The following is an 18,330-nucleotide window of genomic DNA, read 5'->3' on the forward strand; positions in this document are numbered from 1 at the left end:
GTCCTCTGCTGACATTCCTCGCCCGGCCCCGAAAGGTCCTCATGACGTGCAGTTCTGACCGACACCTTGCTGCTGCGGGCCTGGTGCTGGCGGGTCTGAGTGCCGCGGCACTCGGAGCGCTCTGCCTGGAACCGGTCGATGCCGGCGGCTCCGAAGTCGTGCACCGCGCGGTGACGCTGGCCTGCGAAACTTCCGAAACCTCGGAGACGCCGACGTCGTGGTGGTGGACCGTCCAGCCGCGAGACACCGGTGCGCGAGCGTACGACCAAGCGTTCGAGCGCCTCATGCTGAGGCCGCTGATCGGCAACGGCTCTGATGCGCCCCTTGATTGCGTGGGCGCGGCGTGTGACGGCGGACTGGGCGGCTTCCTCTTCGGCAACGGCGGCCGAGGAGCTAACGGTGGCAAGGGCGGCGACGCGGGCCTGTTCGGACACGGCGGCGCCGGTGGTGCGGCAACCGTGCCCGGGGCGGCGGGGGGTGCCGGTGGCCGTGGTGGGTTACTCCTCGGAAATGGTGGTAGCGGCGGGGCCGGCGCCGATGGGGTCCGGGGCGCCGACGGCAGCATTTCGGGACAGGCGGGCGGCGCGGGCGGTGCCGGGGGTAGTGGTGGCGCAGGCGGTGCCGGCGGCCTGATCTTCGGTGCCGGTGGCTCCGGCGGTGCGGCTGGACGCGGCGGCGATGGTGGCCACGGATACCAGGGGGCCGCTGGTGCCGCGGGTTTGACAGCGGGCGCCGCCGGACAACACGGTCAGGTCGGTGGCGACGGCGGTGCCGGCGGCGTGGGCGGCGCCGGAGGCAGTCAGGGCCAGGGCGGACTTCTCGGCGGAGCGGGTACCGCGGGAGCCAATGGAAGCGGTGGGACGGGCGGCAACGGGGCCCGCGGTGGCAACGGCGGTCGTGGCGCGGACAGCACGCAATTCACTGTCCGCCCGGGTGGCGCCGGCGGCGATGGCGGCGCTGGAGGTAACGGCGGTGCGGCGGGTGCGGCGGGTAGCGGCGGTGCCAACGGCACCGGTGCGGCCGGTGTCGCCGGGAACGTGGGCAGCGGCGGCGACGGTGGGGCGGGCGGCCTGGGATGGGCCAGCCTGACCGCCGGTGGAGCCGGCGGTGACGGTGGCGCGGGCGGGAACGCAGGTTCGTCCGGGAACACCGCAGGCTCGCGGGGCGGTAAGGGTGGCGACGGCGGCAACGGCCGCGGACATGACGGCACCTTCGACCGCAACGGGGCCGAGGGTGTCGGCGGTAACGGCGGTGCGGGCGGCACCGGTGCCGTCGGCGGCGACGGAGGTCATGGAGGGATCGGCTACGGCGGCAGGGGAAGTGGCGATCGTCCGACCCGGGGCGGCAGCGCAATCGGTGGCAACGGTGGTGCGGGTGGTCTCGGCACGGACGGCGCCGGCGGTGACGGTGGGTTCGGTGGTGAGGGTCGTCGCGGTGTCGACTCCACCTATCAGCGGCCTACCGAGCTGCCCATGGCGGAGGGGCGCGGAGGCAATGGTGGTGACGGGGGTGCCGGCACAGGTGCCCGCGGAGGCCATGGCGGCGAGGGTGGTATGGGAAGTGCCGGTGGCCCCAATGGTGTCGCTGTCGGCGGCGACGGGGGTGCGGGCGGTGAGGCCCGCGCGAGTTCATCGGGTGGTGCAGGCGCCGCCGACGGCGGCAACGGCGGCCGGGGCGGTGAGGGCCAGATCAGCTATGGGTCCAGCCGCGGCGGTAACGGCGGCGACGGCGGCCGGGGTGTCCGCAATGGTGGCAACGGCGGTGACGGGGGCAATGGATCGGCCGCAACAACAACAACAAGCAGTATCCAGCAAGGCGGCAAAGGTGGCCGTGGCGGAGCCGGTGGTTCCGCTTCCGGCAGTCCCGGCACCGACGGTCAGCCGTCCGCGGGAGCGGCCTGAGGAACCCGATAGGGCCAGTCAGCCTGACGTGCAACATGATCCGGCACGGATCAACCGAACAGCACCACCGGGTTGGCGTTCATCAACCCGTGGGTGACGAGCAGCGGCCACATGGCCTGCCCGCGCGCCCACAGCAGGCCGAGGAAGAGCCCGGTGACTCCCTGGTTGACGATCGTGTTCGCCAGATCCATGGCGAGGTCGCCGCCGCCCTGAATCGCGGTATGCCAGGACGCCCACAGCAGCGAGGACACGATGACCGCCGGCCACGTACCACCGAGCACCCGGGCCCATCGGGTCTGCAGCCACCTGCGGTAGAAGAATTCCTCCACCACCGCGTTGATGAGAAAACCGAGCACGAGTCCGACGACCAGTGTCACCCACTCGATGTGCTGGGCTGGCGCATGAGCCGATAGCACCAGATGGGTTGCCGCCCAAGCGAGCACGGGGATCCAGGGGCGCCACCGGTGGCCGGGTCGTGGTTCGTCGACGAAACCCGAGGCAGGTCCCCGGCGGCGCCCGACCGCGAACAGCAAGAGCGGACAGATCACCAGCAGAGCCACCTTGAGCACGGTGTAATTCGGCTCTGTCGGACCCAACAGGACAAGCAGCGTGGCGAACATGATGGCGAGCAGTGTGAGCACCACCGCGTCGACACGGTCACGAGACGTAGCCAAAACCGGTCGGCTCCGCTGCGGTAATGCAACAAGCGTCAGTGCGATACCGACCGCGGCCGGCAGCCACGGGTGCCACATCGGGATGGTCGCCGAACTGTCTGCCGTGAAACGGATCTGGCCCGCGGCGCCGACGTACACGGCGACAGCAGCGGCCAGGTAGATGACCAGACCCACGCCAATGACAGCCGACGGAACCCACCGCACAGAAACGCGAAACGAATCTGCGGTGCCGGACACGATCTCGATGCTAGCCAACGTCAGGTATGTCACCCTGGCGGCATGGTCGGAGTTGTCATCACAGAGCCCGGGGAACTCAGCGGATCCCAGCTCGACAGCGCTGAAGCATTGGTGCGCAGCGCATTCGGTTCGTCGTTCAGATCACACGATTGGTTGCACGCCGTCCCCGGCCGACATGTTGTCCTCACCGATGAGGACCGGTCCATGGTGGGCTTCGCCGCCGTCGTGCCACGGACGTTGCACCACGACGGTGTGGCGTTCGACACTGGTTATGTCGAGGCCGTCGCTGTACGCGGCGATCAACAGGGCCGCGGGCTGGGTCGGATCATCATGGACCGCGTCGAGGACATCATCCGCGTCCGCCACCAGCTCGGTGCGCTCAACGCGGTCGCCACGGCCGCGCCGTTCTATGCTTCCCGCGGGTGGCAGCTCTGGACCGGCCACACCCAAGCCATCGGATCGACCGGGGTGGTGGACACCTTCGACAGCACCGACCTGATCTACCTGTTCGGCGTCAACGGTCGCCCCCTGCCGGATCCGCATACATCGCTGGTCTGTGATTGGCGGCCGGGGCATCTCTGGTAGCCGAAATTGCCGTCGGAACACTTCGCGCGCCCGCCGTAACATTGACGGCGATGCACACCACCGAAGGGGATTCGATATGACGGACAATCTGGTCGTCGACCCCGCGTCGCTGACAGCCGCCAGCACCGCTTTTCGTCAGGCCGGTGCGCAACTGGCGGGCCTTGGTGCCGATGCACCGCTCACCGGCGCCGCAGCCGCGGTCCCGCAGCTACAGACCGGCGCCGCCTGCCACGCGGCCGGGACCGCCATAGCCGCGGACACCGCCGCCCTTGCCGAGTCTGTGCAGTCCTACGCCGACAACCTCTCCGCGGCCGCCACCCGCTATACCGACCAGGACGCGGCCGCAGCCCAGGCGCTCACGCCGTAGCCAAACCCGGCACCGATTGAGTACCGCCGCGCGCAAGTAGGGTCGACTGCGTGACGGGTCTCGTGCTGGCGCTGCTCGGGCTGGCGTTTCTGGACTCCCTCAGCGTCCTGAACATCGGAGTGGTCTCGGCCGTGGTGTACGGCAGTCGGTTGAATCGTCAATCAGCCCTACCCGGCGGTCTGAGCTTCATCGCCGGAGTGTTCGCGGTCACCTCCACCTTCGGGATCTTCTTCGTACTGGGCGTCGACCTGCTCACCGAACTCACCGAGTTCGAGATCACACCCGGCGTCCGGTACTGGGGTGAGTTACTGATCGGCGCGGCGTTGATCGTGCTGGCGTTCTTCCCATTGGTGGCCCAGTCCACCGCCCCGGGGTGGGCGTTCGCGGCACTCAAGCAGCGACCGTGGCTACTCGGATTCGTCGGTGTGGCAGTCGGTCTCGGTCAGGCACCGACCGCAGTGCCATATCTGGCCGGGCTGGCGATGATCGCCACCCGCCAACCGCTGCCGACGGGTTGGCCGGTGCTGGTGTTGGCCTACTGCGCGTTGGCGCTGTTGCCGTGCATCCTGGTGCTGGCCCTGTCCACCAGCAGGAGTCGGCGGGCCGACCGGATGCAACGCGCACTGGTACGGACACTGACCAGGTACGGACCCATCGGGGTGCGCATCCTGTTCGTCGCCGCCGGGGTGGCGCTTGTCGCCGATGCGCTGATCCACCGCAGGGCTCTGGTGTGACCGGCTCAGTCGCAGTTGACGCAGATCCCGGTCAGGGATAGCTCCAGCCCGCACGGGCACCGTTGGGCGGCGCGCCGCACGTCACCGGTGCGCACCCGTGAGCGCTCGGCGGATTGTTCGGCCCTCGGCGGTGATTCGGAACGCTCATCCGTCGACGGCACGTACCCGACGATAGGTGGGTTGAGTGTCACCGGCGAGGCATGACAGTTGAAATCCCTTTGAACAGAGCGTGTTCAGCGGACGACGTCAGCCCAAGGCCTGCGCCAGCGATTCGGCTCCGGTGACCACCGGCTTCAACCGGTGTCGCACCGCTGACTCCGCCCACTCTTCGGCGGAAAGTTCATAGACCTGTTCGGTGAGTTGCCGGCCATGCTCGACGATCATCTCCGCGCCGATCAGGCGGTATCCGAGCCGTGCCGACACGGTCGTGCTGGCGACGTTCTCATCCAACGCCCAGGACTTCGCCTTCTCCGCACGCAGGATCCCGAATGCGAGTTCCAGGACGCCCGCGCGGGCCGCGGTCCCCAGGCCGCGGCGCTGATACGAGGTGATCAACCACGACGTGGTGCCGACGACCCGGCGCTGCGGCCACTGCTCGAAACCCGACAGGCTTTGCAGCCCGACGGGACGACCGCCCACGACGATGGCGAGGTCGAGAGTCCATCCCGGGCCCGTGGTGAGGTCGCGATTGGAGCGAACCCGATCGATGCGCTGCTGCTCGATCACTTCCGGGCTGCGTCCGTCGATCCACTTGACGTAGTGGGTCTGATCCTCGGGGAGTACCGCTCCCGGCGTCGCGGCCTGCCGGGCCAGTACCGCCAACTGCGCATCCGTCGGAACGACGAGACAGACCCCGGTCACGTCGACGCGCAGGTGCCTTGCCGGCGAGGTCATCACAGCGCGGGCGCCTCATCGGCCGGCGGGCGCGGCTTGTTGCCCTTGGCCAGGTACAGATCGCGGTCCGCGGCAGCCAGCAGATCGGCGAACGCAGCCGGATCGTACGCGGCTCCCACGGCGACGCCGTTGCTCACGCGGATCGGCCCGTCGCCGCTGAGCGTTTCGGCGAGTGCCCGCGCTCGGGACTCGTCGTAACCGGTGAGCACGATGACGAATTCGTCGCCGCCGAGTCTGGTGACGAGCGCACCGTCGGGCACCTGGGCGGTCCAACGCGCGGCGAGTTCGGTCAGTACGGTGTCCCCGGCTGCGTGGCCGTCACGGTCGTTCACCGACTTGAAATCGTCGATATCCAACACGATGACTGCCAGGGCTTCCTTGCGTCGCCGCGCACGGGGCAACAGATCGTCGAGTGCGCGATTCAGGCCGGCCCGGTTCCACACCGTGGTCAGCGGATCACGGTGTCCGACATCGAGAAGAGCCGAATGCAGCAGCCCGATCACCTCGGCGATGCCCATGATGCAGGCCGGGAACATCAACAGCCACAACGGCGGGACCGGGGCGGGCGCGATCAGCAGCCCCACATCCGCACCGAGACCGAGCGCGGCCGTGACCAACCGTGCGGTCCGCGTGCGGTGCCAGCTCCTGACGAACACGGCGATGAGGATCAACGGGATCAGCGCCCAGACCTGGGCGGCCAACTCGGTATGACTGATCAACGCGATCGGCGGCGCCGCACAGGCGCAGAACAACGCAACCCGGTAGCGCCACCCGGCGGCCGGCCGGGGGAGCGCGGCCAGCAGTCCGATCGCGACCAGCGATGTCGCGATCCATTCACCCCACGCGTCGGACCGTCCGAGCGAGCTCAGTATCGCGAGCGCGTAGAAGAACAGGCAGACCGTCAGATAGATCAGCAGGATGCGGCGGCGCAGCACCGTATTCAATACCGGCACCACCACCTCGCCCCCGCCAAGTCCCCATTCCGGCATCCCGATTGTCCATGTTCCTACCGGATGACGCACGCCTTGGGAAATGCCGGGAAACGGGCGGATGGCCACCGGGCTACACGCAAGCGGTTGCGCGGCGCCCGTGCGGTCAGAAGTCGGTCCAGCCGCCCTGCACCATCGTCTGGAACTTCCAATCGCCCGCGCATTTCACCAGCAGGTCGCCGTAGCGCACCTGCCGGCTGATATCGCCCATCGTGATGGTGGCATCGGTGACGACGAAGACCAGATTCTCGTTCAGGAACGTCGGTGTGCGGACCGAGACCATGTCGACCTGTTCTGAGCCGCCGAACTCGGAAGTCATCTGTGCGATGTAGCGGGCGCGGTCATAGGACTCCGCCTTGCCATCGCTGACCTCGTTCAATGGAAACATCGCCTTGTCGGCCATTGCCTCGACATCCCTGGCGACGGCAAGGGCGTCGAAATGCTCGAACCAGGCCAGGACACTGGCGATGTCGGCGGGGCTCGGGGTGTATCCCGTCGGTGCGGGGTTGCCGGTGCTGAGTGCGGACATGATCTCTCCTCGATCTAATAACTCCGTACAGCGTACGCCGTACATAGTACGGAGATATATCGTGGCCGTCTACGATCGACGGACAGCGAAAGGAGGATCGACCATTGCCCAGCGACAAGGAGCGCTCCAGCGCCGGAGACCCGGTGCGCACCCTCGAGTTGCTGTGGCGTCGACCCTCCGGCAAGCCGATGCGTGGTCCCCGGCAGCGCATGACCGTCGATCAAGTGGTGGAGGCCGCGATCGGCATCGCCGACGAGCACGGCCTGGGTCAGGTGACCATCCGCGCGGTGGCCGCCGCGCTGGGCGCGGCGCCGATGGCCATCTATACCTATGTGCCGGGTAAGGCCGAGCTGCTGGACCTGATGCTCGACGCCGTCTACCGGCAGATGCCGCGCACCGACCTCACCGGAATGTCCTGGCGAGACAAGGTTTCGGCCATTGCGGACGAGAATCGGGCGATGCTGGCCCGCCACCATTGGGTCGTCGGTCTACCCACCACCCGGCCGCCGCTCGGTCCGGGGATGATGACCAAATACGAACACGAACTGAGCGCCTTCGACGGCCTCGGACTGACCGACCTGGAGATGGACGCGGCCCTGACCCACCTACTCGGCTTCGTCGACTCGGTATCCCGGATCGCCACGGAGTCCCGCGCCGCAGCCGAGGACAGCGGCGAATCCGACGACCAGTGGTGGCAGCGGGTCGGTCCGCTGCTGGAGGGCGTCCTCGACGCCGAGCGATACCCGCTGGCCGTCCGGGTCGGCGCGGCGGCCGGCCAGACTCACCACAGCGCCTACGACGCTGGGCACGCCTACGATTTCGGGCTCGCCCGAATCCTCGACGGATTCGCCGTACTCATAGAGCCCCGCCGCACCTGATCGGACTCAGATGCCGAAAGCGTTGCGCAGGAACGGTGTCGAATCCGCCAGCGAGGCCAGCACCGTTCCGCTGTGGTCCTCCTCGGGATACACCTTCAACTCGACATTCTGGTTGTTGGCCACCAGCTGGTCGTAGAACGCCAGCGTCGAGGCCGGCGGCACATCGCGGTCGAGCAGGCCCACGCCCAGGAAGATTGGCCGGTCATACCCGGTGACCGGGGTCCCCATGAACTCGTTGAGCGCGTCCTCGATGCCCGGGATGCTCAGCAGCGGCTTGGTGAACATCGCCGCCGGATTCAGGTGGGCCAATTCATCGGTCAGTGGGTGCACGCAGACCGTCTCGGCCCGGTCGGCCGCCTGAAGACCGGCCGGTGACAGCACGCTGTTGACGTCCAGGTCGGGCCGCGCCTCGCGCAGAGCTGCGAGGATATAGGCGGTGTACGCGTTGGCGACCGGGCCGAGTTCGGGCAGTTGCAGGTCGGGGCCGGCCTGCGCCACGAACTTCTGGATGTTGGCCGGCGTCCCGGTGGCCACGACGCCCCGATAATCCAGCCCGCTGCCGGCACTGAACTCGGTGGCCCACCGGGCGCTGGCCACCGCCGCACCACCACCCTGGGACTGTCCGACGATCGCCCACTTCGGTGAGAGTGACAGCGGCATCTTGTGCGCGGCGACGACCGAGTCGATGACGCCGTGCGCGGTGGTCACGCTGTTGAGATAGCTCATCAGCCCGGGTGTCCCGAGCCCGGCGTAGTCGCTGGCCACCACGACGTAACCCTGGTCCAGCCAGTGCGACAGGTACTCGTTGTCGCGCGGCGTGCGCGGCAGCGCCGACGGGGTGCAGTCGTCACCGAGCCCGACGGTGCCGTGCGCCCACGCGATCACCGGGTAGCCGCCCGCCGGTGCGGGCGCATGCGGGACGAACACCGCCGCGGTACTCACGGCCGGAGCTCCGTGCTGATCGGTGGTGGAGTACAGGATGCGGTAGGCGGCTCCCGCACCGGTCAGGGACAGCTCGGGGGCCAGCGGCACGGTCTCGATCACGTTGCCCGCGGCGGGGATCGGCCCCGCGTAGAAGCGGGCATCCATCCCCGACCAGTTCGGGGCGACCGCCTGTGCCGCCGCGGGTATGGCCAATGCGATTGTCGAGAAAAGCAATACGAGAACCCGCGCGACATGTCGAAGAGCCATGCCGCACACCCTAGTGGGGCCCGATCGGCGCACCTAGAGCCCGTCATCGGCGGGGTATGGTCGAACGGCGCTGGGCCGCACGGTCCAGCCCGTTGCCAGATTCTGCGCTGGCGCCCGTGACGAGACGATGACGAGGGGCCCGTCGGCCCGGACTGCGAGACCAACGATGCCGAGCGCGCCAGATCAACCGACATCGCCATCCGCGCCGGGTCGTATCCCCCGGCTGGCTGCCTGGCTGTTGGTACTGGCCGGCGCCGCGCTGCTGGCTGCCGCGCCGACTGCCGCCGAGCCGGTCCCGGATCAGGAACCCGAGCCGAGGTCGACCACGGTGGCGGTGCACACGCTGGAGCCGTTCGTGATGCGGACCGGCAATGGGGACCTGACCGGCTTCAGCATCGAGTTGTGGAACGACATCGCCAAACGCCTCGGCTGGTCCACCGAGTACGTCGATGTCGGCAGCGTCGGCGGCCAACTGGCGGCGGTCGCCTCCGGGCAGGCCGACGTCGCGGTCGGCGGCATCTCGCTGACCGCGGATCGCGAGCGCACGTTCGACTTCTCCCATCCCACGCTGGATGCCGGCCTGCAGATCATCGTTCCGGTACACGACACCCGACCGTCGATACCTGGCCTCGGGGGATACCTGGACTTGTTGCTGTCGCGCACCATGCTGATCTGGCTCAGTGCCGCGATCGTCGTCAGCGTCGTACCGGCACACATCTATTGGCTGATCGAGCGGCGCAGTCCCGAACCGGTGATCGCGCGCGCGTACCTGCCGGGAATCTTCCAGGCGTTCGGCTGGGGTATCGGATCGTTGGTCGGCAAGAACGCGACCACGGCGACGCGGACGGTCACGCAGGCGTTGGCGATCCTGTGGGGTTTTGCCGGGATCGTCTTCATCTCCTTCTACTCGGCGAACCTCAGTGCCAGCCTCACCGTCGCCAAATTGGACGCCAAGATCGCCGGACCTGCCGATCTCTACGACAAGTCCGTCGCGACCGTCGGCGGCACCACCGCCGCGGAGTACCTGCGTGACATGGGTATCGACGCCACCCTCACCGACACCATCGAGGAGTCGTATCACCTGTTGCGCGAGGAGGGTTATGACGCGGTCGTCTTCGACGCGCCGACGCTGCGCTACTACGTGGCGCACCGCGGTGAGGGTGTCGCGGTGATGGCAGGTCCGGTATTCCACGACGAGGATCAGGGTTTCGTGATGGGATTGGATAGTCCGCTGCGCAAGCCGGTCAACCAGATGCTGTTCCAGATGCGTGAGGACGGCACCTACAACCTCATCAAGAAGAAGTGGTTCGGCGACGACATCGCGACCACGGCGGCCGATCCCAACTGAGGCAGCCCACCGGCATCCTTATCTTGACTAATTCCAGAAAACGGTCCAGACTCGTCGTGTGCCGACCGCGCAGGAGTTCCAGCAGATGCTGCGGGGCGCATCGCTTCGAGTGACGCGCCCGCGCATCGCGGTGCTCGGTGCGGTGCACCGGCATCCGCACGCCGACACCGATACGGTGATCCGGGCCGTGCGCGCCGAACTCGCCGATGTCTCGCATCAGACCGTCTACGACTCGCTCAACGCGTTGACCGCGGCCGGCCTGCTGCGCCGCATCCAGCCCACGGGTTCGGTGGCGCGATACGAGTCCCGGGTCGGCGACAACCACCACCACGTCGTGTGCCGCTCATGCGGCGTCATCGCCGACGTCGAGTGCGCGGTGGGGGAGGCTCCCTGTCTCACCGCGGCAGACGACCACGGGTTCACGATCGACGAGGCCGAGGTCATCTACTGGGGCCTGTGCCCCGATTGCATTACCGCACAAGAACTTCAGCCGCACGTCGGCTCGAAGTAAGTAACCAGTCCGACAGCCCCGGAAAGGATCCACCACGTGCCCGAGACAAGTCCCCCGATCGGTGAAGCGCAGACCGAACCCACCGAGGCGAAATGCCCGATGGTCATCAAGCCGCCGGTCGAGGGTGGCAGCAACCGTGACTGGTGGCCCAACGCGGTCAACCTGAAGATCCTGCAGAAGGATCCTGAGGTCATCAACCCGCACCCCGGATTCGATTACCGCGAGGCCGTGCAGAACCTGGATGTCGCGGCACTCACCGCCGATGTCGACGCCGTGATGACCGACTCGCAGGACTGGTGGCCCGCCGACTTCGGCCACTACGGCCCGTTCTTCGTCCGGATGACCTGGCACGCCGCAGGCACCTACCGGGTGGCCGACGGCCGCGGCGGCGGCGGTAAGGGCATGCAGCGCTTCGCCCCGCTCAACAGCTGGCCCGACAACGTCAGCCTGGACAAGGCCCGTCGGTTGCTGTGGCCGGTGAAGAAGAAGTACGGCAAGCAGCTGTCCTGGTCGGATCTGCTGGTGTTCGCCGGCAACCGGGCACTGGAGAAGATGGGTTTCACCACCGCCGGTTTCGCGTTCGGTAGGCCCGACTACTGGGAGCCCGAGGAGGATATCTACTGGGGCGCCGAGCACGAGTGGCTGGGCAGCCAGGAGCGGTACGCGGGCGCCAACGGTGACCGCACCAAGTTGGAGAACCCGCTGGGCGCCAGCCACATGGGTCTGATCTACGTCAATCCTGAAGGCCCGGAGGGCAAGCCGGATCCGCTCGCGGCGGCAACCGATATCCGCGAGACCTTCGGCCGGATGGCGATGAACGATGTGGAGACCGCGGCGCTGATCGTCGGTGGTCACACCTTCGGCAAGACTCACGGCGCCACCGAGGTCGAGAACGGACCCGAGCCCGAGGCTGCACCGCTGGAGAGCCAGGGCCTCGGCTGGGCCAACTCCGGCGTGGGCAACGAGACCGTCAGCAGTGGTCTCGAGGTGACTTGGACGCACACCCCGACCAAGTGGGACAACAGCTTCCTGGAGATCCTGTACGGCAACGAATGGGAACTCGTGAAGAGCCCCGCCGGTGCCTACCAGTGGCAGCCCAAGGACGGCGGTTGGGCCAACTCGGTGCCGATGGCCCAGGGCAACGGCCGCACCCATCCGGGCATGCTGACCACCGACCTCACTATGCGGATGGATCCGGGCTTCGAGAAGATCACCCGGCGCTGGCTGGATCACCCCGAGGAGCTGGCCGAGGAATTCGCCAAGGCCTGGTTCAAGCTGCTGCACCGCGATATGGGACCGGTGAGCCGCTACCTGGGCCCGCTGGTTCCGAAGCAGACGTGGCTGTGGCAGGACATCGTTCCGGAGGGCACCCCACTCTCGGATGCCGATGTGGCGAAGCTCAAGACGGCGATCGCCGACTCGGGTCTGACTGTCTCCCAGCTCGTCTCGACGGCCTGGAAGGCTGCGGCGTCCTACCGCAACAGCGATATGCGCGGCGGCGCCAACGGTGGCCGCATCCGGTTGCAGCCGCAGATCGGCTGGGAATCCAACGAGACCGACGAACTGACGCCGGTGATCGCCAAGCTCGAGGAGATCCAGGGCTCGGCCGGAGTTGACGTCTCCTTCGCCGACCTGGTCGTTCTCGGTGGCGTCGTGGGCCTGGAGAAGGCCATCAAGGCAGCCGGTTTCGATGTCGCGGTACCCTTCACCTCCGGTCGCGGCGATGCCACCCAGGAACAGACCGATGTCGAGTCGTTCGCCTACCTGGAGCCCAAGGCCGACGGCTTCCGCAACTACGTGGGCAAGGGCCTGCCGCTGCCCGCGGAGTACCAGCTGATCGACAAGGCCAACCTGCTGGGTCTGTCGGCTCCCGAGATGACCGTCCTGATCGGCGGACTGCGGGTGCTGGACACCAACTTCGGTGGCACCAAGCTCGGTGTGTTCACCGACAACCCGGGCGCGCTGACGAACGACTTCTTCGTCAACCTGCTCGACATGGGCACCAAGTGGGCGCCCGCGCCCGCCGATGACGGCACCTATGTCGGTACCGATCGCGCCAGTGGGGCCGAGAAGTTCACCGCCAGCCGGGTCGATCTGCTGTTCGGGTCGAACTCCCAGCTGCGGGCCTTCGCCGAGGTGTACGCCGAGGACGAGGCCAAGCAGAAGTTCGTCGAGGACTTCGTCGCCGCGTGGACCAAGGTGGCCAATGCCGATCTGTTCTAGGCGGACCTGAACCAATCTGCAGCCCTCGATCCAGGCCGGTTCCTTCGGGAACCGGCCTGGTCGTGGTTGTGCGGGCTTTCAGTGCGCCGAACCTGAAGAAGATGCCGGAGAATGCGCGAATCCTCGCAATCTTGTGCAGATTCGGCGCGGAAGGCCGGTCTAGTGCGCGGCGGCCTTCTTCTTGCCGAAGGGCAGCACGTGCACGATCAGCGCGACGACCGCGCCGATGATCAACCCGACCACCGCCGAGATCCCGGTGTTGACCAACCAGGCCACCCCACCCTCGAACACGCCGATGGCATGCGCGGTCCAGTGTTCGGCGTCGTGGACCAACTCGTACGGCGGGCGCAAGCCGGCCTCGTAGCTCTGTGCCAGCAGGATGTGACCGCCGACCCACAGCATGGCCACCGTTCCGACGATGGACAGTGTGGACAGCACCTTGGGCATCGCGGCGACCAGTCCGCGACCCATCTTCTGGGCGAAGGCCGAGCTGCGTTGTGCCAGAGCCAATCCCGCGTCATCCATCTTCACGATGAGCGCGACGACGCCGTACACCGCGGCGGTGATCACGATGGCCACGATCACCAGACTTGCCAGCCGCAGCCAGAACGTCTGCTCGGCCACCTCGTTGAGTGCGATAACCATGATTTCGGCGGACAGGATGAAGTCGGTGCGGATGGCCCCGGATGTCATCGTCTTCTCGACATCCTCACCGGCCACCGCCGCCGGCGCGGCGTGCCCGTCACCACCGGAGATCCAGCCCCACACCTTCTCGGCGCCTTCGAAGCACAGGAACGTCGCCCCGGCCATCAACAGGTAGGGCAGCGCCCACGGCGCGAAGATGCTCAGCAGCAGCGCGGCGGGCAGGATGAACACCAGCTTGTTGCGCAGCGACCCGATGGCGATGCGCTTGATCATCGGCACCTCGCGGTCGGCGGTGATGCCCTGCACATACTGCGGCGTCACCGCGGTGTCGTCGATGACGACGCCCGCGGCCTTCGCGGTGGCCCGCCCGGCAGCGGCGCCGATATCGTCCACCGACGCGGCGGCGAGGCGGGCCAAGGCGGCCACGTCGTCGAGGAGTCCGAACAGGCCTGCGCTCATGCTCCGAAAGGCTAGCCGGTAGCGCGGTCGGTGGCGACGGCACAGCGAACACGGGGGGGATCCCGGTGCCCGACGGCGCCGTGAGCACCTGATAAGGATTGATGATGGGAATCAATCAGCGCTCCAAGATCGTGATGTCCGATGAGGAGATCGCCGAGTTCATCGATCACAGTCGCACCGCCACCATGGCCACCGTGTTGCCCAACGGCCGTCCGCATCTGGTGGCCATGTGGTACGCCGTCCTGGACGGGGAGATCTGGTTCGAGACCAAGGCCAAATCGCAGAAGGCGGTCAACCTTCGACGCGACCCCACCATCACCGTGATGATCGAGGACGGCCACACCTACGACACGCTGCGCGGTGTGTCGATCGACGGGACCGCGGAGATCATCGATGACCCGGAGACGAACATGCGCGTCGGGATCAGCGTGTGGGAGCGCTATACCGGGCCGTACTCCGAGGAGGTCAAACCGTTCGTCGAGCAGATGATGAACAACCGGGTATGCGTCCGCGTGGTGCCGGGGCGCACCCGCAGCTGGGATCACCGCAAGCTCGGCATGCCCGCAGTTCCGTTGGGCGGCAGCACCGCTCAGTACCTGGGTTAGACCGGCGGCGGTGCGAACCCAGGACTGATCAGTGCGGTGGCGATCCCGCTGCCGATCGGGCCTGTCCGGTCGAACAGCGTCGCCGTTCCGGTGGCGACCCCGGCGTCGGCGTAGTGCGTCAGCGCGCTCAGGCCGATATCGGGGCCTTCCGGCAGCCGGCTCAGCGTCAGCGTGTAATCGGCATTGATGTACAGCAACCCGTCGGGTCCGAAGTGGGTCAGCGAGCTCACCACATCACCGGCGATCGCGGCGTGGGCGAACGGTGTCATGGGCTGACCGTCGACCAGTGCGGCCACGGTGCGCAGCCACATGTGTTTCGGGCCGTGGTGCGCCCAGGCGCTCAGGTCGGTGCTGGTGCCCGCGCCGTGCGCGACGAACTGCATGGGCGCGTCGATGGGTGAACCATCGGGATCCGGCGGGGCGGGCAGGTCGACCGCAGTCGTCCAGATATGCGTGTCCGGTGCCGCCCCGCGACGTAGGTAGAGCACGCTGGCGCGTGCCACCGGCTGATCATCCTGCACCGCGGTCGCGTCGATCACGATGATCCGGCGGCCGGCCCGCACGGTGGCCGTGCCGACGGTGAGCGGGGCCAGCGCAGCCGGCCGGAAGAGGTCGACGGTCAGCCGGGCGGGCTGGAAGTCCGGGTTTCCGTGGTCGCGGTCGACGACGAAACCGAGCAGGCCACCGAGGATGTTGCCGCTGATGGTCTGGCCCCACGGGCCACGGGCGATGCTGGTGGGGGTGTAACGGTCACCCTCGGCGGTGAAATACGCGGCGGGCCTGGGGTTCGGCACGAACGCTAGGGATTCTTGGCCAGATACGCCGTCACCATCGAGCAGTACGACTCGATCTGTAAGCCCGCTGCCCGGGTCGCCGCCACGGTCTCAGCGACCAGGTGGGTGCCCAGCCCCCGGCCGCCGAACGCGGGATCGATCTCGGTGTGGGTGAACACCCGGACCCCGTCGCGATCGTGGAAGTCGATGAGACCCACCTGTCGCCCGTCCAGGGCGATGGTGAAGCGGTTGTCACCGGGGGTCACCACGGCGGGGTGCTGTTCAGCGCTCACGGGGTTTGAGCCTAGTGCCGGGCATACCGGGGGCGGGCAGTCGGTCGACGGCGCCGCGGTAGCCGATGACCTCCCCGAACTGATCGGATCGGTCCTGCCACGCTTGCCGGTAGGCGACGATCTCGTCATGGCTTCGGCCGACGAAGTTCCACCACATCAGCAGTGCCTCGCCGAACGGCGGTCCGCCCAACAGGATCATCCGGGCCGGCTGCTCGCCGCCATTGACGATCGCCAGTCGATCAGTCCCGGGGGACTGATACGCCAGATCGGCCCGGGACAGGGCGGTCCCGTTGACCTCGACGGCACCTTCGTCGAGCAGCACGCCATGTTCGAAGGACGGGTCGACGGCCAGGCTGACGGTGGCTCGCGGCGCGATGTCCACCTGTGCACCCAGCAGCGGGGTGAAGGTGTGCACCGGTGAGCGGTCGCCGGCGAGCTCGCCGAGAAAGACCCGCACCGTCGCACCGTCGATCACGCGTGGTTCGGGTACGTGATGGGCGAAGTCCCGTGCGGTGTGCCGGTCGCCGTCGGGCAGGGCGACCCACAGCTGGACGCCGTGCAGGATCGTGGTCTCGGGTGTGGCCACCTCGGAATGGCAGATGCCGGCACCGGCCGTCATCAGGTTGAGCTCGCCGGGCCGCACCGCCGCGTGCACCCCGTTGCTGTCGCGATGCTCGATCTCACCGTCGAAAAGCCAACTGACGGTCTGTAATCCGGTATGCGGATGCGGGGGGACGTCCATTCCGGCGGACGTCCGGATGTCCTGCGGTCCGTAATGATCGGCGAAGCACCAGGCGCCGATCATGGAGCGTTGGCGCGACGGCAGCGTACGGCGCACTTTCATGGCTCGCGGCCCGCCGAGCGGCACCTCGCGAGCCTGCAGGATGCCCGTGAATGAGGAAGGGCGGCAGGCCACTTCGTCGGGAGCCGGATCGGCATTGCTCATCGGGCCAAGCCTAGCGATGGTTCGGGGACGGTGCCGGCATGTCGCCTCTCGGCAAGTGGTCGCTCGAAGCGACGATATTTCAGTGGTACCCGGGGCATGTCCGGCACCGTCGCAACAGATCAACCGATCGCTGCGGCGCGGTATTCCATCGGCTGCCGATCGGGTGCCGCTCCCGCTGCCTGCCCCTCGTCGACGGCAGCGGGAACGGCCCGTCTAGGCGGACTCGAGAAAGAGTCGACGCGCCCGCACCGGGTAACCGTTGCGCTCGGCCAGCGAGCGCAGTTGCTTGAGCGCGAACGTTCGGCCCCGACCGGCTTCGGGGATGACGATTCCCGCCCACAGCCCCTCGGCCCGCGGAAGTTCGCACGCCTCCCGCGCGCAGGCCCACCGGCGCGGGCACATCCGGCACACCGCCTTGGCATCCTCGTCGGCGGTGATGGTCCAGCGTTCCGGATCGCGGGTGCATTCGCCGATCGGCAGTCCGTCCAGGCCCAGTGCGTTCATGGTGTCTCCTCGTGCGGCGGCGGCTCGGGTGCCGCGATGCCGACGAATCTAAAGCAGAAACCGTAGCGATGCAACAGTTTGTTCGGCGAAGCTGCAGCGGTGCGCTATCGCATTCCCGATGGCAGGAGATGGAAGGCGCAGTTCTAGGCATTTTTTGAGGATGCTGCTAAAAACCGCGTGCAACGGTTTGTCTGTCGCATTGATTCGGTAGTGTGGCAGCGGTGCAGCCCTACTCGCACCCCTAGCCATAGCAGTGCTACGGCTTTGGCTACGATCAGCCCACCCACCTCGGGGATCAGAAGGGATATGGCGTGGTCGAGACCGGGAACGGCGAGCCTGCCGAAGACCCCGGCATGGTCCGGGCGGGCGCCGCCGCGGCCGCTCGTCGTCGCGAACTCAACGTCAGCCAACGCCGGCTCGCGGCAGATGGCGTCATCAACGCCGGTGCGTTGATCGCGTTCGAGAAGGGACGCAGCTGGCCCCGCCTGGCCACCCGCACCAAGCTCGAGTCCGTCCTGCAATGGCCGCACGGCACCATCGAACGCATCCGTCGGGGCGAGCCGGCGACCCCGGCGGCGCCCGCACGCCCACAGGCCCCCGCGTCCGATGAGCTGCCGTTGATCGCACAGGCCGTCGTCGCGGCGGCGAACACCTTTGCCGGCAGTATCGACGCATTACCGCCTGTCACCGACCCCGGGTTCACCGGCCGGGCCACCGCGATCCTGTCCGACCTGCGTCAGCTCGAGGCGGTCGCGGCCCGGGCGGCCCGCATCCAGCTGACCCCCGAGCTGATCAGGGCGTTGAGTGGGGTACGAGGCCGGATCGACCAGCTGACCCTGCGGGCCGCCGAGGCCCCGTCGGCAACGCTGGGCCAGCGGTTGTACGCCGCGCGACGTCGCGCCAACCTGACCGTCAGCGAAACCGCCCTGGCCGCCGGTGTGTCCGACGATGTCATCGTCGGAACCGAGGCCGAGCAGCCGCCGACCGAGGCCGAGATCACCGCCATCGAGGCCCTGATGGCCCAGATCGACTGAGCCGAGCTCG

General features: G+C 67.8%; 21 protein-coding genes. 10 read left to right on the forward strand and 11 right to left on the reverse strand.

Going from position 1 to position 18,330, the window contains the following annotated elements:
* The first annotated feature begins 41 nt into the window (after positions 1-41).
* Positions 42-1,901: a PGRS repeat-containing protein gene (locus PGN27_RS14135; protein WP_335326668.1), complete on the forward strand. Its 1,860-nt coding sequence runs from the start codon at positions 42-44 to the stop codon at positions 1,899-1,901.
* 50 nt (positions 1,902-1,951) lie between these two features.
* On the opposite strand, the gene PGN27_RS14140 is transcribed toward PGN27_RS14135, so the two are convergent.
* Positions 1,952-2,812 carry a CPBP family intramembrane glutamic endopeptidase gene (locus tag PGN27_RS14140; RefSeq protein ID WP_335326669.1) on the reverse strand — a complete coding sequence of 287 codons (861 nt, stop codon included), beginning with the start codon at positions 2,810-2,812 and terminating at the stop codon, positions 1,952-1,954.
* 42 nt (positions 2,813-2,854) lie between these two features.
* On the opposite strand from PGN27_RS14140, the gene PGN27_RS14145 reads away from it, so the two are divergent.
* The 3 genes from PGN27_RS14145 (at position 2,855) to PGN27_RS14155 (ending at position 4,498) form a co-directional block, all read left to right on the forward strand.
* The gene (locus tag PGN27_RS14145) at positions 2,855-3,397 is read left to right on the forward strand and encodes a GNAT family N-acetyltransferase (protein ID WP_335326670.1); all 543 of its coding nucleotides are present in this window, start codon (positions 2,855-2,857) and stop codon (positions 3,395-3,397) included.
* 76 nt (positions 3,398-3,473) lie between these two features.
* Positions 3,474-3,764, forward strand: coding sequence for a type VII secretion target (locus PGN27_RS14150; protein ID WP_335326671.1), 291 nt, complete (start codon positions 3,474-3,476; stop codon positions 3,762-3,764).
* A 50-nt stretch (positions 3,765-3,814) separates the two neighbouring features.
* Positions 3,815-4,498 carry a GAP family protein gene (locus tag PGN27_RS14155; RefSeq protein WP_335326672.1) on the forward strand — a complete coding sequence of 228 codons (684 nt, stop codon included), beginning with the start codon at positions 3,815-3,817 and terminating at the stop codon, positions 4,496-4,498.
* A 5-nt stretch (positions 4,499-4,503) separates the two neighbouring features.
* Here the strand turns inward: PGN27_RS14155 and PGN27_RS14160 are convergent, their stop codons facing one another.
* The 4 genes from PGN27_RS14160 to PGN27_RS14175 form a co-directional block, all read right to left on the reverse strand.
* The gene (locus tag PGN27_RS14160) at positions 4,504-4,659 is read right to left on the reverse strand and encodes a hypothetical protein (RefSeq protein WP_335326673.1); all 156 of its coding nucleotides are present in this window, start codon (positions 4,657-4,659) and stop codon (positions 4,504-4,506) included.
* A gap of 85 nt (positions 4,660-4,744) precedes the next feature.
* Positions 4,745-5,392 (reverse strand): GNAT family N-acetyltransferase, encoded by a 648-nt coding sequence (locus tag PGN27_RS14165; RefSeq protein ID WP_335326674.1) that lies wholly within the window; start codon positions 5,390-5,392, stop codon positions 4,745-4,747.
* Positions 5,392-6,381, reverse strand: a complete 990-nt coding sequence (locus PGN27_RS14170; RefSeq protein WP_335326675.1) for a GGDEF domain-containing protein — start codon at positions 6,379-6,381, stop codon at positions 5,392-5,394. Before PGN27_RS14170 ends, PGN27_RS14165 begins: the two co-directional genes overlap by 1 nt.
* A 106-nt stretch (positions 6,382-6,487) precedes the next feature.
* Entirely contained in the window at positions 6,488-6,910 is a 423-nt protein-coding gene (locus PGN27_RS14175) for a nuclear transport factor 2 family protein (protein ID WP_335326676.1), read from the reverse strand.
* Positions 6,911-7,014: 104 nt separating this feature from the next.
* Between PGN27_RS14175 and PGN27_RS14180 the strand changes: the two genes are divergently transcribed.
* On the forward strand, positions 7,015-7,788 hold the full coding sequence (locus tag PGN27_RS14180) for a TetR/AcrR family transcriptional regulator C-terminal domain-containing protein (RefSeq protein WP_335326677.1): 774 nt from the start codon (positions 7,015-7,017) through the stop codon (positions 7,786-7,788).
* Positions 7,789-7,794: 6 nt separating this feature from the next.
* On the opposite strand, the gene PGN27_RS14185 is transcribed toward PGN27_RS14180, so the two are convergent.
* A complete protein-coding gene (locus tag PGN27_RS14185) occupies positions 7,795-8,979 on the reverse strand; it encodes an alpha/beta hydrolase family protein (RefSeq protein WP_335326678.1) in 1,185 nt (394 codons plus the stop codon).
* A 166-nt stretch (positions 8,980-9,145) separates the two neighbouring features.
* Between PGN27_RS14185 and PGN27_RS14190 the strand changes: the two genes are divergently transcribed.
* The 3 genes from PGN27_RS14190 (at position 9,146) to katG (ending at position 13,061) form a co-directional block, all read left to right on the forward strand.
* A complete protein-coding gene (locus PGN27_RS14190) occupies positions 9,146-10,327 on the forward strand; it encodes a transporter substrate-binding domain-containing protein (RefSeq protein ID WP_335326679.1) in 1,182 nt (393 codons plus the stop codon).
* 85 nt (positions 10,328-10,412) lie between these two features.
* Positions 10,413-10,838, forward strand: a complete 426-nt coding sequence (locus PGN27_RS14195) for a Fur family transcriptional regulator (protein WP_187697582.1) — start codon at positions 10,413-10,415, stop codon at positions 10,836-10,838.
* A 36-nt stretch (positions 10,839-10,874) separates the two neighbouring features.
* Positions 10,875-13,061, forward strand: a complete 2,187-nt coding sequence (gene katG, locus PGN27_RS14200) for a catalase/peroxidase HPI (RefSeq protein WP_335326681.1) — start codon at positions 10,875-10,877, stop codon at positions 13,059-13,061.
* A gap of 159 nt (positions 13,062-13,220) precedes the next feature.
* Here the strand turns inward: katG and PGN27_RS14205 are convergent, their stop codons facing one another.
* Positions 13,221-14,165, reverse strand: a complete 945-nt coding sequence (locus tag PGN27_RS14205) for a DUF808 domain-containing protein (RefSeq protein WP_335326682.1) — start codon at positions 14,163-14,165, stop codon at positions 13,221-13,223.
* A 104-nt stretch (positions 14,166-14,269) separates the two neighbouring features.
* Here PGN27_RS14205 and PGN27_RS14210 point away from each other — a divergent pair, with 104 nt between their 5' ends.
* The gene (locus PGN27_RS14210) at positions 14,270-14,770 is read left to right on the forward strand and encodes a pyridoxamine 5'-phosphate oxidase family protein (protein WP_335326683.1); all 501 of its coding nucleotides are present in this window, start codon (positions 14,270-14,272) and stop codon (positions 14,768-14,770) included.
* Here PGN27_RS14210 and PGN27_RS14215 read toward each other — a convergent pair.
* From PGN27_RS14215 to PGN27_RS14230, 4 genes are all read right to left on the reverse strand, one after another.
* Complete coding sequence (locus PGN27_RS14215) at positions 14,767-15,564, reverse strand: acyl-CoA thioesterase domain-containing protein (RefSeq protein ID WP_335326684.1); 798 nt, start codon at positions 15,562-15,564, stop codon at positions 14,767-14,769. The genes PGN27_RS14210 and PGN27_RS14215 overlap by 4 nt on opposite strands.
* 5 nt (positions 15,565-15,569) lie before the next feature.
* Positions 15,570-15,836 (reverse strand): GNAT family N-acetyltransferase, encoded by a 267-nt coding sequence (locus tag PGN27_RS14220; RefSeq protein WP_030133022.1) that lies wholly within the window; start codon positions 15,834-15,836, stop codon positions 15,570-15,572.
* A complete protein-coding gene (locus PGN27_RS14225; RefSeq protein WP_335326685.1) occupies positions 15,826-16,782 on the reverse strand; it encodes a pirin family protein in 957 nt (318 codons plus the stop codon). The genes PGN27_RS14220 and PGN27_RS14225 overlap by 11 nt, the downstream gene beginning before the upstream one ends.
* A gap of 213 nt (positions 16,783-16,995) precedes the next feature.
* A complete protein-coding gene (locus PGN27_RS14230; RefSeq protein ID WP_335326686.1) occupies positions 16,996-17,286 on the reverse strand; it encodes a WhiB family transcriptional regulator in 291 nt (96 codons plus the stop codon).
* 353 nt (positions 17,287-17,639) lie between these two features.
* Here PGN27_RS14230 and PGN27_RS14235 point away from each other — a divergent pair, with 353 nt between their 5' ends.
* Positions 17,640-18,320 (forward strand): transcriptional regulator, encoded by a 681-nt coding sequence (locus tag PGN27_RS14235; protein WP_335328733.1) that lies wholly within the window; start codon positions 17,640-17,642, stop codon positions 18,318-18,320.
* Positions 18,321-18,330 lie beyond the last annotated feature (10 nt).

The organism is Mycolicibacterium neoaurum (genome assembly GCF_036946495.1).
GTDB classification, from domain to species: domain Bacteria; phylum Actinomycetota; class Actinomycetes; order Mycobacteriales; family Mycobacteriaceae; genus Mycobacterium; species Mycobacterium neoaurum_B.

Coding starts and splice junctions, on each gene's coding strand:
- PGN27_RS14165 (WP_335326674.1), bottom strand. CDS start 5,392: ATGACCTCGCCGGCAAGGCACCTGCGCGTCGACGTGACCGGGGTCTGT.
- PGN27_RS14225 (WP_335326685.1), bottom strand. CDS start 16,782: ATGAGCAATGCCGATCCGGCTCCCGACGAAGTGGCCTGCCGCCCTTCC.
- PGN27_RS14185 (WP_335326678.1), bottom strand. CDS start 8,979: ATGGCTCTTCGACATGTCGCGCGGGTTCTCGTATTGCTTTTCTCGACA.
- PGN27_RS14195 (WP_187697582.1), top strand. CDS start 10,413: ATGCTGCGGGGCGCATCGCTTCGAGTGACGCGCCCGCGCATCGCGGTG.
- PGN27_RS14150 (WP_335326671.1), top strand. CDS start 3,474: ATGACGGACAATCTGGTCGTCGACCCCGCGTCGCTGACAGCCGCCAGC.
- PGN27_RS14170 (WP_335326675.1), bottom strand. CDS start 6,381: ATGCCGGAATGGGGACTTGGCGGGGGCGAGGTGGTGGTGCCGGTATTG.
- PGN27_RS14135 (WP_335326668.1), top strand. CDS start 42: ATGACGTGCAGTTCTGACCGACACCTTGCTGCTGCGGGCCTGGTGCTG.
- PGN27_RS14205 (WP_335326682.1), bottom strand. CDS start 14,165: ATGAGCGCAGGCCTGTTCGGACTCCTCGACGACGTGGCCGCCTTGGCC.
- PGN27_RS14145 (WP_335326670.1), top strand. CDS start 2,855: ATGGTCGGAGTTGTCATCACAGAGCCCGGGGAACTCAGCGGATCCCAG.
- PGN27_RS14175 (WP_335326676.1), bottom strand. CDS start 6,910: ATGTCCGCACTCAGCACCGGCAACCCCGCACCGACGGGATACACCCCG.
- PGN27_RS14235 (WP_335328733.1), top strand. CDS start 17,640: ATGGTCCGGGCGGGCGCCGCCGCGGCCGCTCGTCGTCGCGAACTCAAC.
- PGN27_RS14230 (WP_335326686.1), bottom strand. CDS start 17,286: ATGAACGCACTGGGCCTGGACGGACTGCCGATCGGCGAATGCACCCGC.
- PGN27_RS14190 (WP_335326679.1), top strand. CDS start 9,146: ATGCCGAGCGCGCCAGATCAACCGACATCGCCATCCGCGCCGGGTCGT.
- PGN27_RS14210 (WP_335326683.1), top strand. CDS start 14,270: ATGGGAATCAATCAGCGCTCCAAGATCGTGATGTCCGATGAGGAGATC.